Genomic DNA, 18,269 nt, shown 5'->3' with positions numbered 1-18,269 from the left:
CGTTTAGGCTGTCTGAAAAATGTTTGCTTGATGTTTCAGACGGCCTGTTGTTTGTTAAACCTTCGCTCCGGCGCGGCGGCTCAAAGTCCATTGCATAATGTTCAAAATCAGCAGGATGACAAACGAAATCATCAGCATAAACAGAGCAACGGCTGATGCACCCTGAGCATCGTATTGCTCCAGTTTGCCGGTAATAATCAAGGGTAGGATTTCAGACACCATCGGAATATTGCCCGCGATAAAGATGACCGATCCGTATTCGCCGGTAGAGCGGGCAAACATCATGCCTGCGCCGGTCAACAGGGCCGGTGTGATTTCTGGCAAAAGGACGCGGCGGAACGTAGTCCAACGGCTTGCGCCCAAAGTCGCCGCCGCTTCTTCATATTCCCCCGACAATTCTTCCAATACCGGCTGCACGGCGCGGACGATAAAGGGCAGGCTGACAACAATCAGCGCAATCCAAATGCCGATGGGCGTAAACGCGATTTTGATGCCCAAAGGCTCGAAAAAACGGCCTATCCAGCCATTGGGCGCATATAGGGTTGCCAACGCAATACCTGTTACCGCTGTCGGCAGCGCAAACGGCAAATCGACCAAAGCGTTTACTAACCCTTTGCCCAGAAATTCATAACGCACCAATACCCAGGCAACCAACGTGCCGAACACGATATTGGTCAACATCGCATAAAACGACATCCGCAAACTCAGCCAGACGGCCGCCAAGACATTGGGTTCGGTAATCGTGTTCCAAAATCCGCTCCAGCCGATTTCCGCCGCTTTGGCCGCCATCATCGCAAACGGCAAAACCACCAAAAGCGACAGGCATAAAACCGTCAAACCCAGGCTGAGTTTGAAACCCGGCAATACAGAAGGCGTTTTGAGTAACAACATAATGGCAATCGTCAGAATTTAATACACGCTTACTTTAACAAGGCCGTCTGAAAACTGGAAAGAATACTTTGTTTGGTATAAAGACGATTTTGTTATATTGAAAAGATGAAAAGGCCGTCTGAACATCAAATTTCAGACGGCCTTGCTGGTGTGGTAAGGATTAATAGGCAACAGGATCTTGAGATGCAGGCTGGCGTTGCGCCGCATCATAGTTTTCCTGAGCCGAGCGGACGGCTTTTTCCAAACCGTTGATCCGATCGAGATAGCGGGCATAGTTGCGTTCATTGCCATAACGCACTTTTTTGCCTTCTTCCAAATTTTTCTTGGCGGTATCTAAAGCACGCTTGGCCGCGCCGACATCAGTCGGATTGACCGGGGCGACAGCTTCTTCTGCCTGCTCGGCTTTGCTTGGGGAAATCGGCGTTGCCGGTGTTGAAACAGGCGCAGAAGTATATACGGACGGTTTGCCGATATTGCTGGCTTTGCAGTTTTTGCCGCCGGCTTGGGTATAGACTTTGCGGCCGGCAGAATCGGTACATTCAAAAATAGGCGCGGCGGAAACCGCAGTTGCCAAAGCGAGCAGTAATGTGCTGATCCAGAGTTTGTTCATTTTTTATTTTTCCTTAAAACCATTTCCACCAAACAAATAAAGCCGCAATCATGATGATGTTGGCGAAGAGGATGGGTTTCCACTGTCTGGGTGCGCTCCGTAATTCGGCGCCCGAGCGCGTGCGGCGGATATAGAAAAACGGGCTGAGCAGCATGGAAGCGGCACATACCAAAATAATCACGGCATAATAGATTTTGTGCGTTTCCATATAGATTCTCCGTTTCAGACGGCCTGAAATGCTGCCTACAACGCGTTTTTGCGTGAAGCGTTGCCTGTTTTCATCTTGTATCGAAATTGGGCGCATTTGCCATGGCCTCAATCCTGAGGTCTTTGCAAAAATATGCTACAATCGCGTCCGATTATAACATTCTATTTATAAAGGTTTTACGAATAATGATTTCTACCAACGGCATCACCATGCAGTTCGGCGCAAAGCCGCTGTTTGAAAACGTATCCGTCAAATTCGGCGAAGGCAACCGTTACGGCTTGATCGGCGCCAACGGCTCAGGCAAATCCACCTTCATGAAAATTCTCGGCGGCGATTTGGAACAAACTGCCGGTGAAGTAGCGATTGAAAACGGTGTGCGTTTGGGTAAATTGCGCCAAGACCAGTTTGCCTACGAAGACATGCGCGTGCTGGACGTGGTGATGATGGGTCACACCGAAATGTGGGCGGCGATGACCGAGCGTGATGCAATTTACGCCAACCCCGAAGCCACCGAAGACGACTACATGAAAGCCGCCGAACTGGAAGCCAAGTTCGCCGAATACGACGGCTACACCGCCGAAGCGCGCGCTGCCGAATTATTGAGCGGCGTGGGCATTTCCGAAGATTTGCACAATGCGACCATGGCAGAAGTCGCTCCGGGCTTCAAACTGCGCGTATTGCTGGCGCAAGCCCTGTTCTCCAAACCAGATGTATTGCTTTTGGACGAACCGACCAATAACTTGGACATTAATACCATCCGCTGGTTGGAAGGCGTGTTGAACCAATACGACTCCACCATGATTATCATCTCGCACGACCGTCACTTTTTGAACGAAGTCTGCACACACATGGCGGATTTGGACTACAACACCATCACCATTTATCCGGGCAACTACGACGACTATATGCTCGCTTCCGCCCAATCGCGTGAGCGCGCCCTGAAAGACAACGCCAAAGCCAAAGAGAAACTGCAAGAGCTGCAAGAGTTCGTTGCTCGCTTCTCTGCCAATAAATCCAAAGCCCGTCAGGCAACCAGCCGTCTGAAACAGGCAGACAAAATCAAAGCCGAGATGGTCGAAGTCAAACCTTCTACCCGTCAAAACCCGTATGTCCGTTTTGAAGCTGATGAAAAAGCCAAGCTGCACCGTCAGGCTGTGGAAGTTGAAAAACTGGCCAAACGTTTTGAAACCCAGTTGTTTAAAAACCTGAACTTCATCCTTGAAGCAGGTCAGCGCCTCGCTATCATCGGCCCGAACGGCGCAGGTAAATCTACCTTGCTGAAACTCTTGGCCGGCGCGTACAACCCCGAATATTCAGACGGCCTGTTGCCGGACGAAGGTACCATCAAATGGGCGGAAAAAGCCAGTGTCGGTTACTACCCGCAAGACCATGAAAACGACTTCGACGTCGATATGGACCTGAGCGAATGGATGCGCCAATGGGGGCAGGAAGGCGATGACGAACAAGTCATCCGCGGCACTTTGGGCCGCTTGCTCTTCGGCAGCAACGACGTGGTGAAAAAAGTGCAGGTTCTCTCCGGCGGTGAAAAAGGCCGTATGCTCTACGGCAAACTCCTGCTGCTGAAACCCAATGTGCTGATTATGGACGAACCCACCAACCACATGGACATGGAAAGCATCGAATCGCTGAATATGGCACTGGAAAAATACAACGGCACACTGATTTTCGTATCGCACGACCGTCAGTTTGTATCTTCATTGGCTACCCAAATTATCGAATTGGATGGCAAAGGCGGATATGAACACTACTTGGGCGATTACGAAAGCTATCTGGAGAAAAAAGGCTTAGTTTAAGCCCATACTGATAACCTATTAAGGTATTGAAATGCCGTCTGAAAACCGTTGTGTTTTCAGACGGCATTTTTTTGAAGCGTTTAATATTATCAATCACTGAAACCGCTAAAATTAAAATGGATAAATTTCTTGTTAGGAATTTTTATTAAAGCCATAAAACAGATATACAAAAGGCCGTCTGAAAATTTCAGACGGCCTTTATTTATGTTTTGATAGAAAGAGGATTAACTGAATAAACTTTTAAACCACAACACAATCGCGTCCCACATACGGCGCAACCAGCTGCCTTCTTCTACGCCGGTCAGGGCGACAACGTCTTTTTCGGCAATAATTTTACCGTCTTTCATGACTTTCAGTTTGCCCAATACTTGGCCTTTTTCAATCGGGGCGAGGACGGGCTGAAGCGTTTCTAAGATTGGTTTGACGTTTTTGCCGGTATCGTGAGGAATGGTAATGTAAACATCGTTCAAGAAACCGATATCTACGGCTTTGGTGCTGCCTTTGTAAACTTTGACTTGGGAAATCACTTCTCCGCCGTTGTAAAGTTTAGGCGTATCAAATGCCTGCAATGACCAGTTGAGCAGTTTGCTGCTTTCGCTGGCGCGCGCTTCGGTGGATTCGGCACCGGCAAGAATGGAAACAATACGGCGGTTGTTGCGTTTGCTGGAAGCGGCGAGATGGTAGCCTGCGCCTTCGCTATAGCCGGTTTTCAAACCGTCGATACTGCTGTCGCGATAGAGCAGGAGATTGCGGTTGGGCTGCTCGATATTATTGTATTTGAAAGATTTGTTTGCAAATAAAGGATAATATTTTGGATAGTCATTGATGAGCGCGGCAGCCAAGATGGCAAGGTCGCCAACGGTTGAAACATGGCCGTTAGAAGAAATACCGGTCGGGTTGTTGAAGTGGGTGTGCTTCATGCCCAAGCGTTTGGCTTCTTCATTCATTTGTTTGACGAATTCGTCGATAGAGCCGTTGCCAAGGGCTTCAGCAAGGGTAATGGCGGCATCGTTGGCCGATTGGATGGTTGTACCCTTAATCAAGGAGCTGACGCTGACAGGAACTTTGGGATCGAGGAACATGCGCGAACCTTCGACTTTCCATGCAGCATTGGAAACGGTCAACATTTGTCCTGCCTCAAGCGTACCGTTTTCCAGTGCTTTAAAGGCAAGGTAGGCGGTCATCATTTGCGTCAACGCGGCAGGCTCGATAGGCGTGTCGGCATTGTTGGATGCCAAGGTTTGCTTGCTGTGCAGGTCGGTAACGATATAGGCAGTCGCTGCAATTTCCGGCGGCGTTGTCGGGCTGTTGATGCTGTGCAGCAGCGGCTGCGTTTGAGCCTCGCTTTGTACGGCAGGTGTGGATGCAACCAGGTCGGCAGCAAGGGCATAAGTATTCAGGAGGGCAGCAAAAATTAAGCTAAGTAGCGTTTTTTTCATCATTATTTGTGGATTTGAATATGAGTGGACACTGTTATGAGGTAAACAGTTTGGCATATTAAATAGATATTAAGTGGACATTATACCGTCTCATTTAGGCTTTGCTAAGATTTTTCTTGCCTTCAGACGGCCTCAGGGGTATGGTTTTAACTTTTTCCTCCGGTCGATTTGACCGAATTGCAATTTATTTCCGAACACTAAGAATACCATGAACCATTCCCTTCCTCTTTCTGATTATCTAACCCGTATTTTGACCGCTTCAGTTTATGATGTGGCCGTAGAAACGCCTTTGGATTTGGCACGTAGTCTGTCAGGCCGTCTGAACAATCAGGTTTTGCTTAAACGTGAAGATTTGCAGCCGGTGTTTTCGTTCAAAATTCGCGGCGCGTACAACAAAATGGCGAAGCTGCCAAAAGAAGCCTTGGATTGCGGCGTGATTGCAGCAAGTGCGGGCAACCATGCGCAGGGTGTGGCTTTATCGGCTCAATATTTGGGTTGCCGCGCCGTCATCGTGATGCCGGAAACTACGCCGAAAATCAAAATTGATGCAGTAAAGAGCCGTGGCGGTGAAGTGGTATTGAAAGGTGTGTCTTACAATGATGCCTATGATTATGCGATGGAGTTGGCAGAAAAGGAAAAACTGACCTATATCGCGCCGTTTGATGATCCTGATGTGATTGCGGGTCAGGGAACCATCGGCATGGAAATCCTCCGTCAACACCGCAATATCAATGCGATTTTTGTGCCGATTGGCGGCGGCGGTTTGGCGGCTGGCGTGGCGGCATTTATTAAACAGGTTTGCCCTGAAATTAAAGTCATTGGCGTGCAAACCGATGATTCTTGCTGTATGAAGCAATCGGTTGAGGCAGGGGAAATCGTACATTTGAAAGATGTCGGCCTGTTTTCAGACGGCACGGCTGTTAAAGTGGTGGGTGAGGAGACCTTCCGCCTGTGTAAAGAGCTATTGGACGAGATTATTACGGTCAATACGGATATGTTGTGCGGCGCCATCAAAGATATTTTTGACGATACGCGCAGCATTACCGAGCCTGCGGGCGCATTGGCCCTTGCCGGCCTGAAGGCTTATGTCGCGAAAAACAATATCCAAGGTCAAAATTTGGTTGCGGTCACTAGTGGTGCCAACATGAACTTCCACCGCCTGCGCCATGTTTCTGAACGCAGTGAACTGGGCGAGGGCAACGAAGGTATTTTTGCCGTTACCATTCCCGAAGAAAAGGGCAGCTTCCTGAAGTTTATCAATTTGTTGGGAAGCCGGAACATTACTGAGTTCAACTATCGCTACGGCAGCGATAAAAATGCGCATATTTTTGTCGGCTTGCAAACCGCCGGTGCGAAAGACTTGGCCGTCATCAGTGAACAACTGACTGAAGCAGGCTTGCCCAATGTCGATTTGACCAATGATGAAATTGCCAAAATCCATATTCGTTACATGGTCGGCGGCCGTACGGAAAAAGTAGCCAACGAACGTTTGGTCAGCTTTGAATTTCCGGAACGCCCCGGCGCATTGTCCCGTTTCTTGAACCATATGCGCGCCGAATGGAATATCACTTTGTTCCATTATCGCAATCATGGTGCGGACTACGGCCGTATTTTGGTCGGTATCGATGTACCTGAAAGCGACAATGAAGCCTTTACCGATTTCTTGGAGAGCTTGGGTTATGTTTATAAAGAAGAAACCGATAATCCGGCTTATAAACTTTTCTTGGCTTAATCAATAAAATAAAAGGCCGTCTGAAATTTTTCAGACGGCCTTGTGTTTTATGTTTGGCTTTATTTCTTACGGAACACCAAGTCCCAAACGCCATGACCCAATCGTTTGCCTCGAGCTTCAAATTTGGTTTCAGGGCGATAATCAGGTGTAGGGGCGTAATCGGCAGCCGTGTTTTGCAAAGCGTCGAAACTGCTCAAAACCTCCAGCATTTGCACGGCGTATTCTTCCCAGTCGGTCGCCATATGGACATAGCCGCCGCTTTTGAGTTTGGGCAGCAGCTTTTCAACAAACGGCACTTGTACCAAGCGGCGTTTATTGTGGCGTTTTTTGTGCCAAGGGTCAGGGAAGAAAATATGAATGCCGTCTAAAGAACCGTCTTCCAGCATCTTTTCCACTACTTCCACCGCATCATGACGCATCACACGGATATTGGAAATGTGTTCTTCCTCAATCAGCTTCAAAATATTACCGACACCTGGGCCGTGAACATCAATCGCTAAAAAGTCGGTATCGGGCAGACGTTTGGCGATTTCCACTGTCGCGACGCCCATACCGAAACCGATTTCCAATACTTTAGGATTGTCCCGTCCAAAAGCGCGGTTCAAATCCAAAGGAGCATCTTGAAAGTCCACACCAAATTGCGGCCACATCGTATCGATGGCGCGCTGTTGGGCCGCGGTCATATGGCCTTGGCGCAAGACGAAACTGCGGATGCTGCGTTTGTGTTCTTCAGGAACGGTATTTTCGGGTGTATTTTCTGGAATGTTTTCGGACATGTTGTTTTAAATCAGTGAGAAATCAAATAAAAAGGCCGTCTGAAAGAATCAGACAACCCTGCATATAAATCGGCGTGATTATAGCGAATAAACGCTTTTCCTGAAACCTTTTAAAAAGAAGGTTTCAGACGACCTTTTTAAGACAATACCGGTTGCGGTACTTTGTGTTGCACCGCATAAACCGCTGCTTGGACGCGGCTGCTTAGGTTTAACTTGCGCAACAGGTTTTGTACATGCACTTTGACGGTTGACTCTGCCAGATTCAAATGGCGGGCAATGATTTTGTTGCTGTGTCCGGCGGCAAGATAGCCCAAGATTTCCATTTCGCGCGGGGTCAGTTGCTCCAGCAGATGGTCGGAGCGGGAAGGAGAGGGAGAAATCAGCGATTGCACCAAGCGGCTGGTCATTTCTGGAGAAAAGACGTTGTCGCCATCGACAGCTTTGCGGATGCTTTCCAACAGGAAGTCGGCGTTGATGTTTTTCAGCAAAAAGCCTTTTGCACCCATACGCATACATTCGGTCAAATCGTCGCTGTCTTCAGAAACGGTCAGCATGATGACGGTCAGCTGCGGATTGATACTTAAAATTTGAGCCAATGCTTCGCGGCCGTTCATAACCGGCATATCCAAGTCCAGTAAGACCACATCAGGCTTGAGCTGCTCAACCATTTTTACGCCGGCCAGGCCGTCTGAAGCTTCGCCGACGACTTCAAAATCAGGCTGGCGCGAAAGCAAGGCCTTGATACCGCTGCGAAATAGGGTGTGGTCGTCAATAAGGGTAATTTTAATCGTCATGATGCTGTTCTCATTTGTTGCGGCAAAGTCAGCATAACCGCCGTACCTTGCCCAATCTGCGATGTAATGGCCAATTCTGCGTTAATCCGTTGGGCCCGTTCCTGCATAATGCCCAAGCCGACATGTTCGCCTGAAGGCCGGTTTGATAGGTGTTCTTTATTAAAGCCTGCGCCGTCGTCACGAATGGTCATGACAAAATCGCCGTGGTTGGCAATTTCGACGCTGACATGTTGTGCACGCGCGTGCTTACGGATATTAGACAGGCTTTCCTGCAAGATGAAGATGATCTGCAAATGCTCATCATAATTCAAAGCCTGCCCGTCGTCCTGCCATTTTAAATCAACTGGAATACCGGTTTGTCGTTCAAAACGCGCCAGCAGCGATTCTACCGCTTCAGGAAAATCTTTATTACTGATTTTGGTGCGGAAATTCATCAAAAGTTCGCGTACGTCCTCGTAGCATTCCTGTACGCCGTCTTTGATGAAGCCGATATTTTCTTCGGCCTGCTCGCGTTGGTCTGAAGCAAACGCACTTTCCAGCATTTGTACCTGCAAATTCAAAAAGGTTAAAGCTTGCGCGATGCTGTCATGCAAACCTTGTGCAATCAAGTTACGCTCCTGCAAGACTGCAAGCAGGCGGCGCTCTTGTTCCATGCGGTTGTTGGCGATGGAAATGCCCAGCTGTCCGCTTAAAGTATGCAGCAGTTTTTCGTCTTGCTCATCAGGCATATGGCCGTCTGAAAAATATAGGGTCAGTACGCCGAGCTGTTCGTCTTGATAAACGATCGGAAATTCTACACGATTTCTTTCTTCGGTTTCACCAACGCTTGCCGCCAAATCAGAACGTTTCCGCTCTTCATCGGAAAGATATACCGTACCGCCCAAAGCTGAAAACGCAGGCAGAATCTGAGTTAAAAATTCTTCTGCCGCCTGTTGCGGCGTAAAGGTTTGGTGCAGATTGCGCGTGGTTTGGTAGAGCAGGGTCAAATCACGGTTTTGCCGCGCCAAGTCTTGGGTTTGTTTGGCAACCTGTCCTTCCAAGTCTGTATAAAGCGTATGCAGACGGCGGCTCATTTGGTTGAAGCCCTTGCTTACTTGGGCAAACTCACGGATCTGGTCTGTCTCGATTTGAACGCCGAAATGCCCTTTGCTGATGGTCTCTACGCCATCACGCAGTTTTTCCAAGGGTCGGATAATCCATGAATAATGCCAAACAATCATCAAGCCTGCAGCCACAAAAATCATCAGCATCATGGCCATTTGAAAGCGGCGCAGCCACAAGGTATTTTGCTCGTTGGCATTTTCCATCGCCTGTAAAAACAGCTCGATGTTGCCGGCAAAACGGTACAGGCCGATTTGGGTCGGACGCTCGTAATGTTGCAAAGACGGTTTGATATTGGATTCCCAATCAATCAACAGCATCGATTGAATCAAGTCGTAAGCCAGCGGCATTTGAGACGGAATCAGCGGATGAATGGCATCGCTTTGCGTCACATTGGCCAGCGTACGCTCAAATTCTTTGATTTGGTTGTCAATTTGCGCATTGGGTGTACGGACGCTTGCCATATAAGCCAAACGATACACCTGCATTTTCAAACTGCCTGCATCTTCAATCGTTTTGGCTGCGTTTTCCAAACGCCAAGAAAGCAGCAGGGTAAAGGCAATCGACAAAAACGCCGAACTGACCCATAAAAAAGTCAGCAGTTTTAAACGCGAAGACAGGCTCAGGCCGTCTGAAGATCCGGAGAATAAACGCATAAAGCACGCAGGAGAACTAATCCGATAATCTTATAAAAATATCATTCTTTTGGTCTATAAACAACCTGTCTAAAATAATTGTGTGGTTATGATAAGAAAAAACAGGGGTTTAATGTAAAATCATGTTATGATAAAATTCATCTCAAGTGAATTTAATCATAAAAATAAGGTTTCAGACGGCCTGAAACCTTGAAATTTATCCAATAAACACAACATCTTGAACCACACTCCATACTCTGCTTCTCAAAGGACTACCAAAATGAAAATTTTCGCACTGATATTGGCCGGCGGGCAGGGAAGCCGGATGGGAGGTGTCGATAAGGGGTTGGTGCAATGGCACAACAAAGCCTTGATAGATCATGTTATCGAAAAAATCCGCCCGCAAGTCAGCCACATCGCCATCAGTGCCAACCGTAATCTTGAATCTTACGCACAACGCAGCGCACACGTTTTCTCGGACGCGCGCCAATGGCAGCATTACGGCCCTTTAGCTGCTTTGTGTACAGCTGCTAACGATTTGCAAATTGCCACCGCCGATTGGCTACTTATCGTATCCTGCGATATGCCGCGTTTGCCGGAAAACTTGGTTTCCCAATTTGAAACCATCGCGCGGCGCACGCCATTGTGCAATGCGTTTTATGTGGAGACCCCTGCCAGACCGCATTACAGCGTGATGTTCATCCGGCCGCAAATCCTGCAAAGTACCGTGCCATACCTTTATTCAGGAATGCGCAGCATCCGCGGCTGGCTACAGCAACAGCGTGCAAGGGTTGTCCATTTCCCTCATGAACAGGATTTTATCAGCTACAACACGGAAAACGATTTGGCCCAGCCTTTGTAGTTGGGTAGGTAGAAGCAATAAGCCGATAAAAGTGTGAATTGTTTTGCAAAGAAGTATTTTATAAAAGCTTTAGGCCGTCTGAACAACAAACAGACGGCCTTTGTTTTGTCATTTTAAAACTAAACAAATTATAGGCAACCGGCAAAGTTTTTTGCTGCCAATGGTTCCCTGCCTAGTAAAGCTGCAAAATCAGAATAGTCAGCGCATGAGTCTTGCTTGAGCAGGGCAAAGCTGTTGCGGCTGATGATGCCGTTGCTGAGGATGTTTGCCAACGGCAGCGCAGGGTCAATCAGGCGCAGGGGGATGGGCAGAATATGTTGTGGCAGTTTGTGGTGCAGGGTTAAGCGGAGGGTGGTTAGGTATTCTGCCAAGGTCAGCGTTTGGCTGCCGGTCATGTTGATGATGCTATGGTCGGCATCGGTTTGGACGGCAAGTTTTGCCAAACCTTCGGCAACATCGGCAAGGTGTACGGGCTGCAAATGAAAGCGTCCGCCTTCCGGCAAAGGAAGCAAAGGGAGGCGGGCTAGTTTGATGAACAGTTCGCAGCTGGTTCCTCCTCGACCGTAAACAACGGATGGCTTGGCTATGGCAATCGGTATGCCGCTTTGAGCAATAGCATCATCGCCACGTCCTTTGCTGCCGACAAAGTTGATGGATTGAGATGGATCGGCTCCCAACGCGGATAGTTGCACCCAGCGTTTTATGCCAGCTGCTTTTGCCCATGCGGCGAGCTGTTTGGGCGTGTGGTGGTGCACAGTTTCGAGTATTTCGGCATGACGGCTCATAATTCCAATGCAGTTGATAAGAAATGTCTTGTCCTTCCAATAAACGGCGTGCGGCTGTTTCATTGGGATAAAGAAAGTCGAAGGCGCGGCGGTCGGGCGTGAAAACTTGGTGGACTTGTTCTTTGAGGATTTGAACGGTACGGCTGCCGATAAAGCCGCTGCCTCCGAAAATGATGATGTTCATATGTTTTTCTTTATATTGTTGCTGAGGCCGTCTGAAAATCTTTAAATCGGTTTCATCACCATCAGGAAGTAAATCACAATAGTGGCGCAAAAGGCTGGATAGCCGAGCAATTCCCAGCGTCTGGCGTAACGCCAGTAGGGCTCCGGAATGGTGTCTGCGTTTTCTTTGTGTGCTTTTTCGGCAATCTTGGCCATACGGATTTGCAGCCAGACAACGGGCAGCCAGCAAATGCCTGAAAAGATGTATAAGGCAAGCGTCATCCATACCCAATTTTGTTCCAGCATAGTGGAAACAGTGTAGCCGCGTTCATACAGCATCCATAAACCGGACAAGGGTTGGAAAATAACGGCGGGGGTTGTAAACCACCAATCTGCTTTGATGACCCAATGGGAGACGACCGACTGCGCGGCAACCGAACCGCTGCGGTTTGCCCAAAAGAGGTAGAACGCCGTACCAAAGCCGGTGCCGACCATTAAGGTGGCCGAGATGATGTGCAGGGTTTTAACGATTAAATAGGTGTTCATTTTTTATCTCCTACGGATTGATACAAGAAAAACAAAGCAGCCATAATCGGCAGGTTTTTTACCAAAGGCGCAAATGGATGCGCCCACATTTCGGGCAGTCTGAAGGCAATAATCAGGCTGTATGCCGCGACGGTTATCAATTGCAGCAGCCATATTGCTGAACGGGAGCGAAAGCGGCTGAAGCATAAGAAGGCAAAACCGATGTCCAGCAGCGAAGCGGCGATTAATGTTGGCCATTGCAACGGATTGGGGATACCGACCGAATGCAGCAAATCCAATGACATTTCAGGCATGAAAAACAGAGGTTGGGTACCACTCCAGAGCCATAGCAGCCCCATCGAGTAAGGCAGGTAGGTGGGGAGGGTATGTGTAGAGTGGTCGGGCATATTGCTTTCCTGATTTCATTTCAGTTTAAAGATATAATTAGTTTGAAATTTCTATAATTTCTGTTAAAAGAGAAATTATAGGATAAAAAATTTTAGATAGTCTTCGGGATTGTTTCTTTAGGAGGGAAACCCATATCCAGTGATTCAAAATCTACCAAGGAACATTAAGCTTCAGATAAACATGCCCATACAAGGACACTATGAGCATGTTTCCATATCCTAAATAGCATTGGCTGTGTTTATTGCTCACAAGCCCATTGCCATCAACGGAAAAATTTTTGTATTCCGGCGCCTATTTTCAGAATTTTCACCATGGTTGAAGTAGAAAGTTTCAGCATTTCATTTGCCCACATGGTCAGCGTACTGATGAAATCATGGGTTTGCTGGATTCTCTGCTTAGCAGTTTCATTTTCCTGGCTAAATTCAGGGCTGTCGATCAGGCTTTGCAAAAATTGCCGCGTCGGTTCGATTTCACGCTGCATACGCACTTCTGCGATGGTGCGGAACAAAGTCCAGACATCATCCGAAGTTTCAAAATGATCGCGCCTGTCGCCCAAGATATGCACGGTATGCACCAGTCTCAGGTTTTGCAGCTCTTTGATGCTGTTGCTGACATTGGAGCGCGCTACGCCGAGCGTTTCGGTGATTTCTTCGGCGTTCATCGGTCTCCCTAAGATGTAGAGCAGGGCATGGATTTGCGCAACGGTACGGTTTACGCCCCATTTGGTACCCATTTCGCCCCAATGGAGGATAAATTTTTCAGTGGTCGGATTCAGTTTCATAGTGATGGTATTCTATTTTTATCTTTTATTTCTGTCAATACAGAAATAAAGAAATTTTTGGCCGTCTGAAATAAAATGTTCAGACGGCCTTTTATATAAATCCTTATCCTACATATTCTCTCAGAAACTCAAGCCCCTATCAGTCATGATTTCTTATTAGTAAAAAATGTTGTTCATAAACCGGTATTTTTTGAATAAAAATTTATCCGTACAATCTGCTGTATCCGATAACGAGGAGTAAATCATGAAAAAAATGCCTGTATTATTTGTTGGGCATGGTAGCCCGATGAATGCGTTAGATAAAGAAAATTCGTTCAATCAGAATTTCAGTCTAATTACGCAACAGTTTGCTAAACCAAAAGCCATTTTGATGATTTCAGCGCATTGGTACAGTAGCCGTTTGCAGGTTACGTCTGGCAAACGCCCTGAAATGATTTACGATTTCTACGGCTTCCCCGATGAACTCAGTCAAGTGCAATATCCTGCGCCTGGTTCGCCTGAGTTGGCGGAGCAAGTACGGTCATTATTACAGCCGGAAAATGTGGAGCTGAACCCAACACGAGGCTTTGATCATGGCGCATGGGCGGTGTTGAAATATCTCTATCCCGATGCCGATATTCCTGTGGTGCAACTGAGTCTTAATCGTTTGCAATCGGCAGAATGGCATTTCAACTTGGCGAAAAAGTTAGCTGCTTTGCGAGAACAAGGCGTGTTGATTATCGGCAGCGGCAACATTGTGCATAATCTGAGAACGATAAACTGGGAACATATTGATCAAATCGGTGCAGGGTATGACTGGGCGTTTGCTTTCCGTGAAGCGGTCAATCAGGCGATTGCAACACGAGATAATGAAACCTTGGTGCATTATGATCAGCTAGGCGAAAAGGCTAAGCTTTCTGTACCAACTCCAGATCATTACTTGCCGTTGCTTTACATCATGGCATTACGTGAACCGCAAGACGAGATTACGTTTTTCAACGATAATTTGATTGCGGGATCGCTCAGTATGACGTCGGTTTTGGTGGGGTAAAAAGGGAAGAATCAGAACAAAACAAACCATTCTTTATTTGTTCGATCCGCTTTGCGGATGGTGCTCAGTTGTTTCAGACGGCATTTCAAATCCATATAAAAGCCTTAACCTATATTGGCAAAGATAAGATTAAGCTTGTGTAAATAATCTAGCAGACTAGACGGTTAGATTTGAAGGTAACTTGCAAAATCTCTTTGTAAGAGAAAAGGCCGTCTGAATTTCAGACGGCCTTTGTATAAATAGATTATCGATGTACGACTATTTCGATAATAGGAGCAATCTCTTTGTCACGGGAAGCAGGACACTGCTGGAGGAAGCGGCGGCGAGCGCTGATGGTGTCTTGCGCGTATTTGTGGTGAATGGAATAGAATCTGTGCAGTGCAGGGTTGCATTCTTTAGGCGGCGTACCCGGAGAAGTCAGGCAGGCAATGGCCTCGCAGGCATATTTTTTATCGCCTGTCAGCAGTTTGCCGGCAATATCTGAAGCGTTGACGGCAGATGCAGAAAACGGTAGCAGAGCCGCTGTTAAAATAATAATTGATAAATTTTTCATTGTGCCGTACTCGTTAAATTTAAGGTGGGAATTTAGAAAAAAGTATTAAGTGCAGTCTGAGCGAGAGACGGCATTTCCTGATTAGAATCTGGGCATTGAGCAACCTTCGTTAGCAATAATTCTGCATTGTAAAGTTCCACGCTCTTGACATTTCCTTAAAGCCTCTGCTTCGGCCATCCCTGGAGGTGTTGTGCCATAAAAAAGTTTTCCATCTTTTCCTTGAGCAACGGCGATACAACTATTCCTAACCCAAACCAAAACTTTACACGGTTTATTTTTCCCACCATGTTCACAGGTTTTAATGGCTTGTTTTTTTGCAGCTGCATATGAATCCATCTCGAGCGCCCCACCAGATATACCTGTTTTAGGGTTGATTGCCCATGCACCGTATTTTGAAGGAACATTGATGTTGATAATTTCCGTAGGTTGTCTTTGTTGGCGGTAACCAGATGAGCCACAGTTAGGATTATAGCCGTATTGGCACAAGCTAGAGTCATTCTGCAGTGCACCTCTAGTTGCATCATAAGTAGGATTGGCAACGCTGATATTCAGGCTTGTCAGTCCCAATAATATAAAAAGCAGTTTTTTCATTTTAGATCCAATCTATTGGTTATTAAAATCTTTATTTATCTGCTACTACAAAAATACTAGGATTTGCTATCATTTTTACGCTGTTCACCAGACAGTTTCATTGTATCAGTGGTCATACTGTTAGCTTGGCTGCTACCAGTCGTCCATGTATTTTGTTTACCAATGTTTGAATCATTATTAACAGTATTAACAGCTGAATTCTGTACATTGATATTAGCCCGCTGACTTGCTCCTCCATCCAAATGGGGTGGTACTTCTTGGCGATTTCCATTACCGATGACTGAGTAAGCACTGAAGCTTGCCATCATTCCATTAAACCAAGAACCTGCCATAGGCGGTACGGTAATCAGCAGGGTGGAGAGCATCAGACCCAAGCCCAGCTGTTGGGTAACGGTTTCCATAATGCCGGTAGTGCCGCCTTCGCCGATGATGGTTGCCACAAATTTGCCGGCTGCCGCGCCGCCGAATAAGTTGCCCACCAAGTCCATGGAAATCTCCGCCATGACGCCGAGCAAGACGCTGGAGAAGATGGTAGCCAATCCGAAGTATAGCCATTTTTGGAACAGCGGGGCGGTTCTTTTGAATAGGAGGCACAAAATAAAGATAGGCGCGAAACCGACTATTTACAAAAGGCCGTCTGAATATCAGACGGCCTTTGTGTAGATAGATTATCGATGTACGACTATTTCGATAATGGGTGCAATCTCTTTGTCACGGGAAGCAGGACACTGCTGGAGGAAGAGGCGGCGTGCGCTGATGGTGTCTTGCGCGTATTTGTGGTGAATGGAATAGAACCTGTGTAGTGCAGGGTTGCATTCTTTAGGCGGCGTACCCGGAGAAGTCAGGCAGGCAATGGCCTCGCAGGCATATTTTTTATCGCCAGTCAGCAGTTTTCCGGCAATATCTGAAGCGTTGACTACAGGTATAGAAAACGGCAGCAGAACAGCGGTTAAAACAAAAATGGATAAGTGTTTCATGGTGTCGTACTCGTTAAAATAGTAGGGAGATTAGAGGGAAGTATCAAGGATTGTCTAAAAAAGTTGGCTAGAATTTAGGTAGTGAGCAGGCCTCGTTTACAACAATTTTGCATTGTGAAAGTCCATGTTCTTGACATTTACTTAATGCTTCTATTTCAGCCATACCTGGTGGAGTTGTTCCGAAAAAATTTCTCCATGATTTACTATCCTTTCCTTGAGCAACAGCGATACAGCCGTTTCGAACCCAAACTAAAACTTTACATGGTCTATTTTGCCCACCTCGTTCACAAGTTTTAATGGCTTCTCTTTTCGCAGCTGCAAGTGAATTCATATCTAGTGCACCGCCTGCAATACCAGTTTTAGAATTTAATGCCCAAGCTCCGTATTTTGAAGGGACATCGATATTGATAACCCTAGGTTGACTCTGAGCAGAGCCACTAGAAGATTGTGGAGCACCCACATTATATAGGATTTGCCGACCAGAGCTATCAATAATACGACAGGTCCCAGTTGCAGGTTGGTATTCACCACCACAACCATTGGCATAAACATTAAGACTTACTAGTCCTGATAATAAAAAAAGCATTTTTTTCATTTTAAGTCCAGTCTGTTGACCATTAAAACTTTATCATATTGTTGCCGCATAAATACTAGGATTTGTTATCTCCTCTGCGCTGCTGACCAGGTAATTTCGTAGTGTCAGTGGTTGTGCTTTCTGGTTGACTACCACCAGGAGTCCACATATTTCTTTGTAGTACGGTGTCTGCTCTTGAGTTATCTGCATTTCTGTTGTCAAGATTTTGTACATTATAGTTGGCTTGAACCTGTTGGCTATTCATCCCCGGTGGTGTTGCAGGCTGACCGTTTCCCCAACCCTGCATTGCATTGTATCCGGAGTAGGATGCCATGATACCGTTAAACCACATGCCTGCCATAGGCGGCACGGTAATTAGCAGGGTAGAGAGCATCAAACCCAAGCCCAGCTGCTGGGTAACGGTTTCCATAATGCCGGTAGTGCCGCCTTCACCGATGACGGTTGCCACAAATTTTCCGGCTGCCGCGCCGCCGAATAAGTGGCCCACCAAGTCCATGGAAATCTCCGCCATGACGCCGAGCAAGACGCTGGAGAAGATGGTAGCCAATCCGAAGTATAGCCATTTTTGGAACAGCGGGGTGGTTCTTTTGAAAAGGAGGCACAAAATAAAGATAGGCGCGAAACCGACTATTTACAAAAGGCCGTCTGAATATCAGACGGCCTTTGTGTAGATAGATTATCGATGTACGACTATTTCGATAATAGGCGCAATCTCTTTATCATGGGAAGCAGGACACTGCTGGAGGAAGCGGCGGCGAGCGCTGATGGTGTCTTGCGCGTATTTGTGGTGAATGGAATAGAACCTGTGCAGTGCAGGGTTGCATTCTTTAGGCGGCGTACCCGGAGAAGTCAGGCAGGCAATGGCCTCGCAGGCATATTTTTTATCGCCTGTCAGCAGTTTGCCGGCAATATCTGAAGCGTTGACGGCAGAGGCAGAAAACGGTAGCAGGGCCGCTGTTAAAACAAAAATGGATAAGTGTTTCATCGTGCCGTACTCGTT

At 47.1% G+C, this 18,269-nt stretch carries 21 protein-coding genes and 1 pseudogene; 4 read left to right on the top strand and 18 right to left on the bottom strand.

From position 1 onward, the window contains the following. Positions 1 to 54: 54 nt before the first annotated feature. The 3 genes from cysT to ACTHSP_RS01680 form a co-directional block, all read right to left on the bottom strand. The gene (gene cysT, locus ACTHSP_RS01690) at positions 55 to 891 is read right to left on the bottom strand and encodes a sulfate ABC transporter permease subunit CysT (protein ID WP_371464421.1); all 837 of its coding nucleotides are present in this window, start codon (positions 889 to 891) and stop codon (positions 55 to 57) included. Between the two features lie 160 nt (positions 892 to 1,051). Beyond that, positions 1,052 to 1,501 carry a DUF4124 domain-containing protein gene (locus ACTHSP_RS01685; RefSeq protein ID WP_049352227.1) on the bottom strand — a complete coding sequence of 150 codons (450 nt, stop codon included), beginning with the start codon at positions 1,499 to 1,501 and terminating at the stop codon, positions 1,052 to 1,054. Between the two features lie 13 nt (positions 1,502 to 1,514). After that, complete coding sequence (locus tag ACTHSP_RS01680) at positions 1,515 to 1,805, bottom strand: hypothetical protein (protein WP_440345504.1); 291 nt, start codon at positions 1,803 to 1,805, stop codon at positions 1,515 to 1,517. Positions 1,806 to 1,894: 89 nt separating this feature from the next. Between ACTHSP_RS01680 and ACTHSP_RS01675 the strand changes: the two genes are divergently transcribed. Further along, positions 1,895 to 3,523 (top strand): ABC-F family ATPase, encoded by a 1,629-nt coding sequence (locus ACTHSP_RS01675; RefSeq protein ID WP_440345503.1) that lies wholly within the window; start codon positions 1,895 to 1,897, stop codon positions 3,521 to 3,523. A gap of 224 nt (positions 3,524 to 3,747) precedes the next feature. Here ACTHSP_RS01675 and ACTHSP_RS01670 read toward each other — a convergent pair whose 3' ends face one another. Continuing rightward, a complete protein-coding gene (locus ACTHSP_RS01670) occupies positions 3,748 to 4,965 on the bottom strand; it encodes a D-alanyl-D-alanine carboxypeptidase family protein (protein ID WP_440345502.1) in 1,218 nt (405 codons plus the stop codon). Positions 4,966 to 5,170: 205 nt separating this feature from the next. Here ACTHSP_RS01670 and ilvA point away from each other — a divergent pair, with 205 nt between their 5' ends. Next, positions 5,171 to 6,694: a threonine ammonia-lyase, biosynthetic gene (gene ilvA / locus ACTHSP_RS01665; RefSeq protein WP_283120919.1), complete on the top strand. Its 1,524-nt coding sequence runs from the start codon at positions 5,171 to 5,173 to the stop codon at positions 6,692 to 6,694. 59 nt (positions 6,695 to 6,753) lie between these two features. Here the strand turns inward: ilvA and trmB are convergent, their stop codons facing one another. The 3 genes from trmB to ACTHSP_RS01650 all read right to left on the bottom strand — a co-directional run bounded on the left by trmB (position 6,754) and on the right by ACTHSP_RS01650 (position 10,021). After that, complete coding sequence (trmB, locus tag ACTHSP_RS01660; RefSeq protein WP_003683649.1) at positions 6,754 to 7,470, bottom strand: tRNA (guanosine(46)-N7)-methyltransferase TrmB; 717 nt, start codon at positions 7,468 to 7,470, stop codon at positions 6,754 to 6,756. A gap of 137 nt (positions 7,471 to 7,607) precedes the next feature. Then, entirely contained in the window at positions 7,608 to 8,264 is a 657-nt protein-coding gene (locus tag ACTHSP_RS01655; RefSeq protein ID WP_003680203.1) for a response regulator, read from the bottom strand. Continuing rightward, complete coding sequence (locus ACTHSP_RS01650) at positions 8,261 to 10,021, bottom strand: histidine kinase (protein ID WP_283120918.1); 1,761 nt, start codon at positions 10,019 to 10,021, stop codon at positions 8,261 to 8,263. Before ACTHSP_RS01650 ends, ACTHSP_RS01655 begins: the two co-directional genes overlap by 4 nt. Before the next feature lie 259 nt (positions 10,022 to 10,280). Here ACTHSP_RS01650 and mobA point away from each other — a divergent pair, with 259 nt between their 5' ends. After that, positions 10,281 to 10,862 carry a molybdenum cofactor guanylyltransferase MobA gene (mobA, locus tag ACTHSP_RS01645; RefSeq protein WP_049328535.1) on the top strand — a complete coding sequence of 194 codons (582 nt, stop codon included), beginning with the start codon at positions 10,281 to 10,283 and terminating at the stop codon, positions 10,860 to 10,862. A 128-nt stretch (positions 10,863 to 10,990) separates the two neighbouring features. Here the strand turns inward: mobA and ACTHSP_RS01640 are convergent. From ACTHSP_RS01640 to ACTHSP_RS01625, 4 genes and pseudogenes are all read right to left on the bottom strand, one after another. Further along, positions 10,991 to 11,831, bottom strand: a pseudogene (locus ACTHSP_RS01640) (NAD-dependent epimerase/dehydratase family protein). A 41-nt stretch (positions 11,832 to 11,872) separates the two neighbouring features. Then, positions 11,873 to 12,355 carry a DUF2269 family protein gene (locus ACTHSP_RS01635; RefSeq protein ID WP_049352212.1) on the bottom strand — a complete coding sequence of 161 codons (483 nt, stop codon included), beginning with the start codon at positions 12,353 to 12,355 and terminating at the stop codon, positions 11,873 to 11,875. Next, positions 12,352 to 12,741, bottom strand: coding sequence for a DoxX-like family protein (locus ACTHSP_RS01630; protein WP_049352211.1), 390 nt, complete (start codon positions 12,739 to 12,741; stop codon positions 12,352 to 12,354). Before ACTHSP_RS01630 ends, ACTHSP_RS01635 begins: the two co-directional genes overlap by 4 nt. A gap of 263 nt (positions 12,742 to 13,004) precedes the next feature. Next, positions 13,005 to 13,523, bottom strand: a complete 519-nt coding sequence (locus ACTHSP_RS01625; protein WP_049333867.1) for a GbsR/MarR family transcriptional regulator — start codon at positions 13,521 to 13,523, stop codon at positions 13,005 to 13,007. A gap of 244 nt (positions 13,524 to 13,767) precedes the next feature. On the opposite strand from ACTHSP_RS01625, the gene ygiD reads away from it, so the two are divergent. Beyond that, positions 13,768 to 14,553 carry a 4,5-DOPA dioxygenase extradiol gene (gene ygiD, locus ACTHSP_RS01620; RefSeq protein WP_049352208.1) on the top strand — a complete coding sequence of 262 codons (786 nt, stop codon included), beginning with the start codon at positions 13,768 to 13,770 and terminating at the stop codon, positions 14,551 to 14,553. Between the two features lie 244 nt (positions 14,554 to 14,797). Here the strand turns inward: ygiD and ACTHSP_RS01615 are convergent, their stop codons facing one another. From ACTHSP_RS01615 to ACTHSP_RS01585, 7 genes are all read right to left on the bottom strand, one after another. Beyond that, the gene (locus ACTHSP_RS01615) at positions 14,798 to 15,106 is read right to left on the bottom strand and encodes a TrbM/KikA/MpfK family conjugal transfer protein (protein WP_371464417.1); all 309 of its coding nucleotides are present in this window, start codon (positions 15,104 to 15,106) and stop codon (positions 14,798 to 14,800) included. Positions 15,107 to 15,187: 81 nt separating this feature from the next. Beyond that, on the bottom strand, positions 15,188 to 15,697 hold the full coding sequence (locus ACTHSP_RS01610) for a DUF4189 domain-containing protein (RefSeq protein WP_371464416.1): 510 nt from the start codon (positions 15,695 to 15,697) through the stop codon (positions 15,188 to 15,190). A 56-nt stretch (positions 15,698 to 15,753) separates the two neighbouring features. Beyond that, positions 15,754 to 16,320 (bottom strand): type IV secretion system protein, encoded by a 567-nt coding sequence (locus ACTHSP_RS01605; protein WP_371464509.1) that lies wholly within the window; start codon positions 16,318 to 16,320, stop codon positions 15,754 to 15,756. 45 nt (positions 16,321 to 16,365) lie between these two features. Then, the gene (locus ACTHSP_RS01600) at positions 16,366 to 16,674 is read right to left on the bottom strand and encodes a TrbM/KikA/MpfK family conjugal transfer protein (RefSeq protein WP_440345501.1); all 309 of its coding nucleotides are present in this window, start codon (positions 16,672 to 16,674) and stop codon (positions 16,366 to 16,368) included. A 67-nt stretch (positions 16,675 to 16,741) separates the two neighbouring features. Further along, positions 16,742 to 17,269 carry a DUF4189 domain-containing protein gene (locus ACTHSP_RS01595; protein ID WP_371464415.1) on the bottom strand — a complete coding sequence of 176 codons (528 nt, stop codon included), beginning with the start codon at positions 17,267 to 17,269 and terminating at the stop codon, positions 16,742 to 16,744. A gap of 55 nt (positions 17,270 to 17,324) precedes the next feature. Continuing rightward, on the bottom strand, positions 17,325 to 17,900 hold the full coding sequence (locus tag ACTHSP_RS01590; protein ID WP_371464507.1) for a type IV secretion system protein: 576 nt from the start codon (positions 17,898 to 17,900) through the stop codon (positions 17,325 to 17,327). A gap of 45 nt (positions 17,901 to 17,945) precedes the next feature. Continuing rightward, positions 17,946 to 18,254 carry a TrbM/KikA/MpfK family conjugal transfer protein gene (locus ACTHSP_RS01585; protein WP_053090745.1) on the bottom strand — a complete coding sequence of 103 codons (309 nt, stop codon included), beginning with the start codon at positions 18,252 to 18,254 and terminating at the stop codon, positions 17,946 to 17,948. Positions 18,255 to 18,269 lie beyond the last annotated feature (15 nt).

The organism is Neisseria sp. P0001.S005 (assembly GCF_051963715.1).
Note: the sequence above shows the minus strand (reverse complement) of the source record. Positions and strands in the feature narration are given on the sequence as shown.

Bases quoted from the DNA above. Each gene is read 5' to 3' on its own strand.
- cysT (WP_371464421.1), bottom strand. From the start codon at position 891: ATGTTGTTACTCAAAACGCCTTCTGTATTGCCGGGTTTCAAACTCAGC.
- ACTHSP_RS01685 (WP_049352227.1), bottom strand. From the start codon at position 1,501: ATGAACAAACTCTGGATCAGCACATTACTGCTCGCTTTGGCAACTGCG.
- ACTHSP_RS01680 (WP_440345504.1), bottom strand. From the start codon at position 1,805: ATGCGCCCAATTTCGATACAAGATGAAAACAGGCAACGCTTCACGCAA.
- ACTHSP_RS01675 (WP_440345503.1), top strand. From the start codon at position 1,895: ATGATTTCTACCAACGGCATCACCATGCAGTTCGGCGCAAAGCCGCTG.
- ACTHSP_RS01670 (WP_440345502.1), bottom strand. From the start codon at position 4,965: ATGATGAAAAAAACGCTACTTAGCTTAATTTTTGCTGCCCTCCTGAAT.
- ilvA (WP_283120919.1), top strand. From the start codon at position 5,171: ATGAACCATTCCCTTCCTCTTTCTGATTATCTAACCCGTATTTTGACC.
- trmB (WP_003683649.1), bottom strand. From the start codon at position 7,470: ATGTCCGAAAACATTCCAGAAAATACACCCGAAAATACCGTTCCTGAA.
- ACTHSP_RS01655 (WP_003680203.1), bottom strand. From the start codon at position 8,264: ATGACGATTAAAATTACCCTTATTGACGACCACACCCTATTTCGCAGC.
- ACTHSP_RS01650 (WP_283120918.1), bottom strand. From the start codon at position 10,021: ATGCGTTTATTCTCCGGATCTTCAGACGGCCTGAGCCTGTCTTCGCGT.
- mobA (WP_049328535.1), top strand. From the start codon at position 10,281: ATGAAAATTTTCGCACTGATATTGGCCGGCGGGCAGGGAAGCCGGATG.
- ACTHSP_RS01635 (WP_049352212.1), bottom strand. From the start codon at position 12,355: ATGAACACCTATTTAATCGTTAAAACCCTGCACATCATCTCGGCCACC.
- ACTHSP_RS01630 (WP_049352211.1), bottom strand. From the start codon at position 12,741: ATGCCCGACCACTCTACACATACCCTCCCCACCTACCTGCCTTACTCG.
- ACTHSP_RS01625 (WP_049333867.1), bottom strand. From the start codon at position 13,523: ATGAAACTGAATCCGACCACTGAAAAATTTATCCTCCATTGGGGCGAA.
- ygiD (WP_049352208.1), top strand. From the start codon at position 13,768: ATGAAAAAAATGCCTGTATTATTTGTTGGGCATGGTAGCCCGATGAAT.
- ACTHSP_RS01615 (WP_371464417.1), bottom strand. From the start codon at position 15,106: ATGAAAAATTTATCAATTATTATTTTAACAGCGGCTCTGCTACCGTTT.
- ACTHSP_RS01610 (WP_371464416.1), bottom strand. From the start codon at position 15,697: ATGAAAAAACTGCTTTTTATATTATTGGGACTGACAAGCCTGAATATC.
- ACTHSP_RS01600 (WP_440345501.1), bottom strand. From the start codon at position 16,674: ATGAAACACTTATCCATTTTTGTTTTAACCGCTGTTCTGCTGCCGTTT.
- ACTHSP_RS01595 (WP_371464415.1), bottom strand. From the start codon at position 17,269: ATGAAAAAAATGCTTTTTTTATTATCAGGACTAGTAAGTCTTAATGTT.
- ACTHSP_RS01585 (WP_053090745.1), bottom strand. From the start codon at position 18,254: ATGAAACACTTATCCATTTTTGTTTTAACAGCGGCCCTGCTACCGTTT.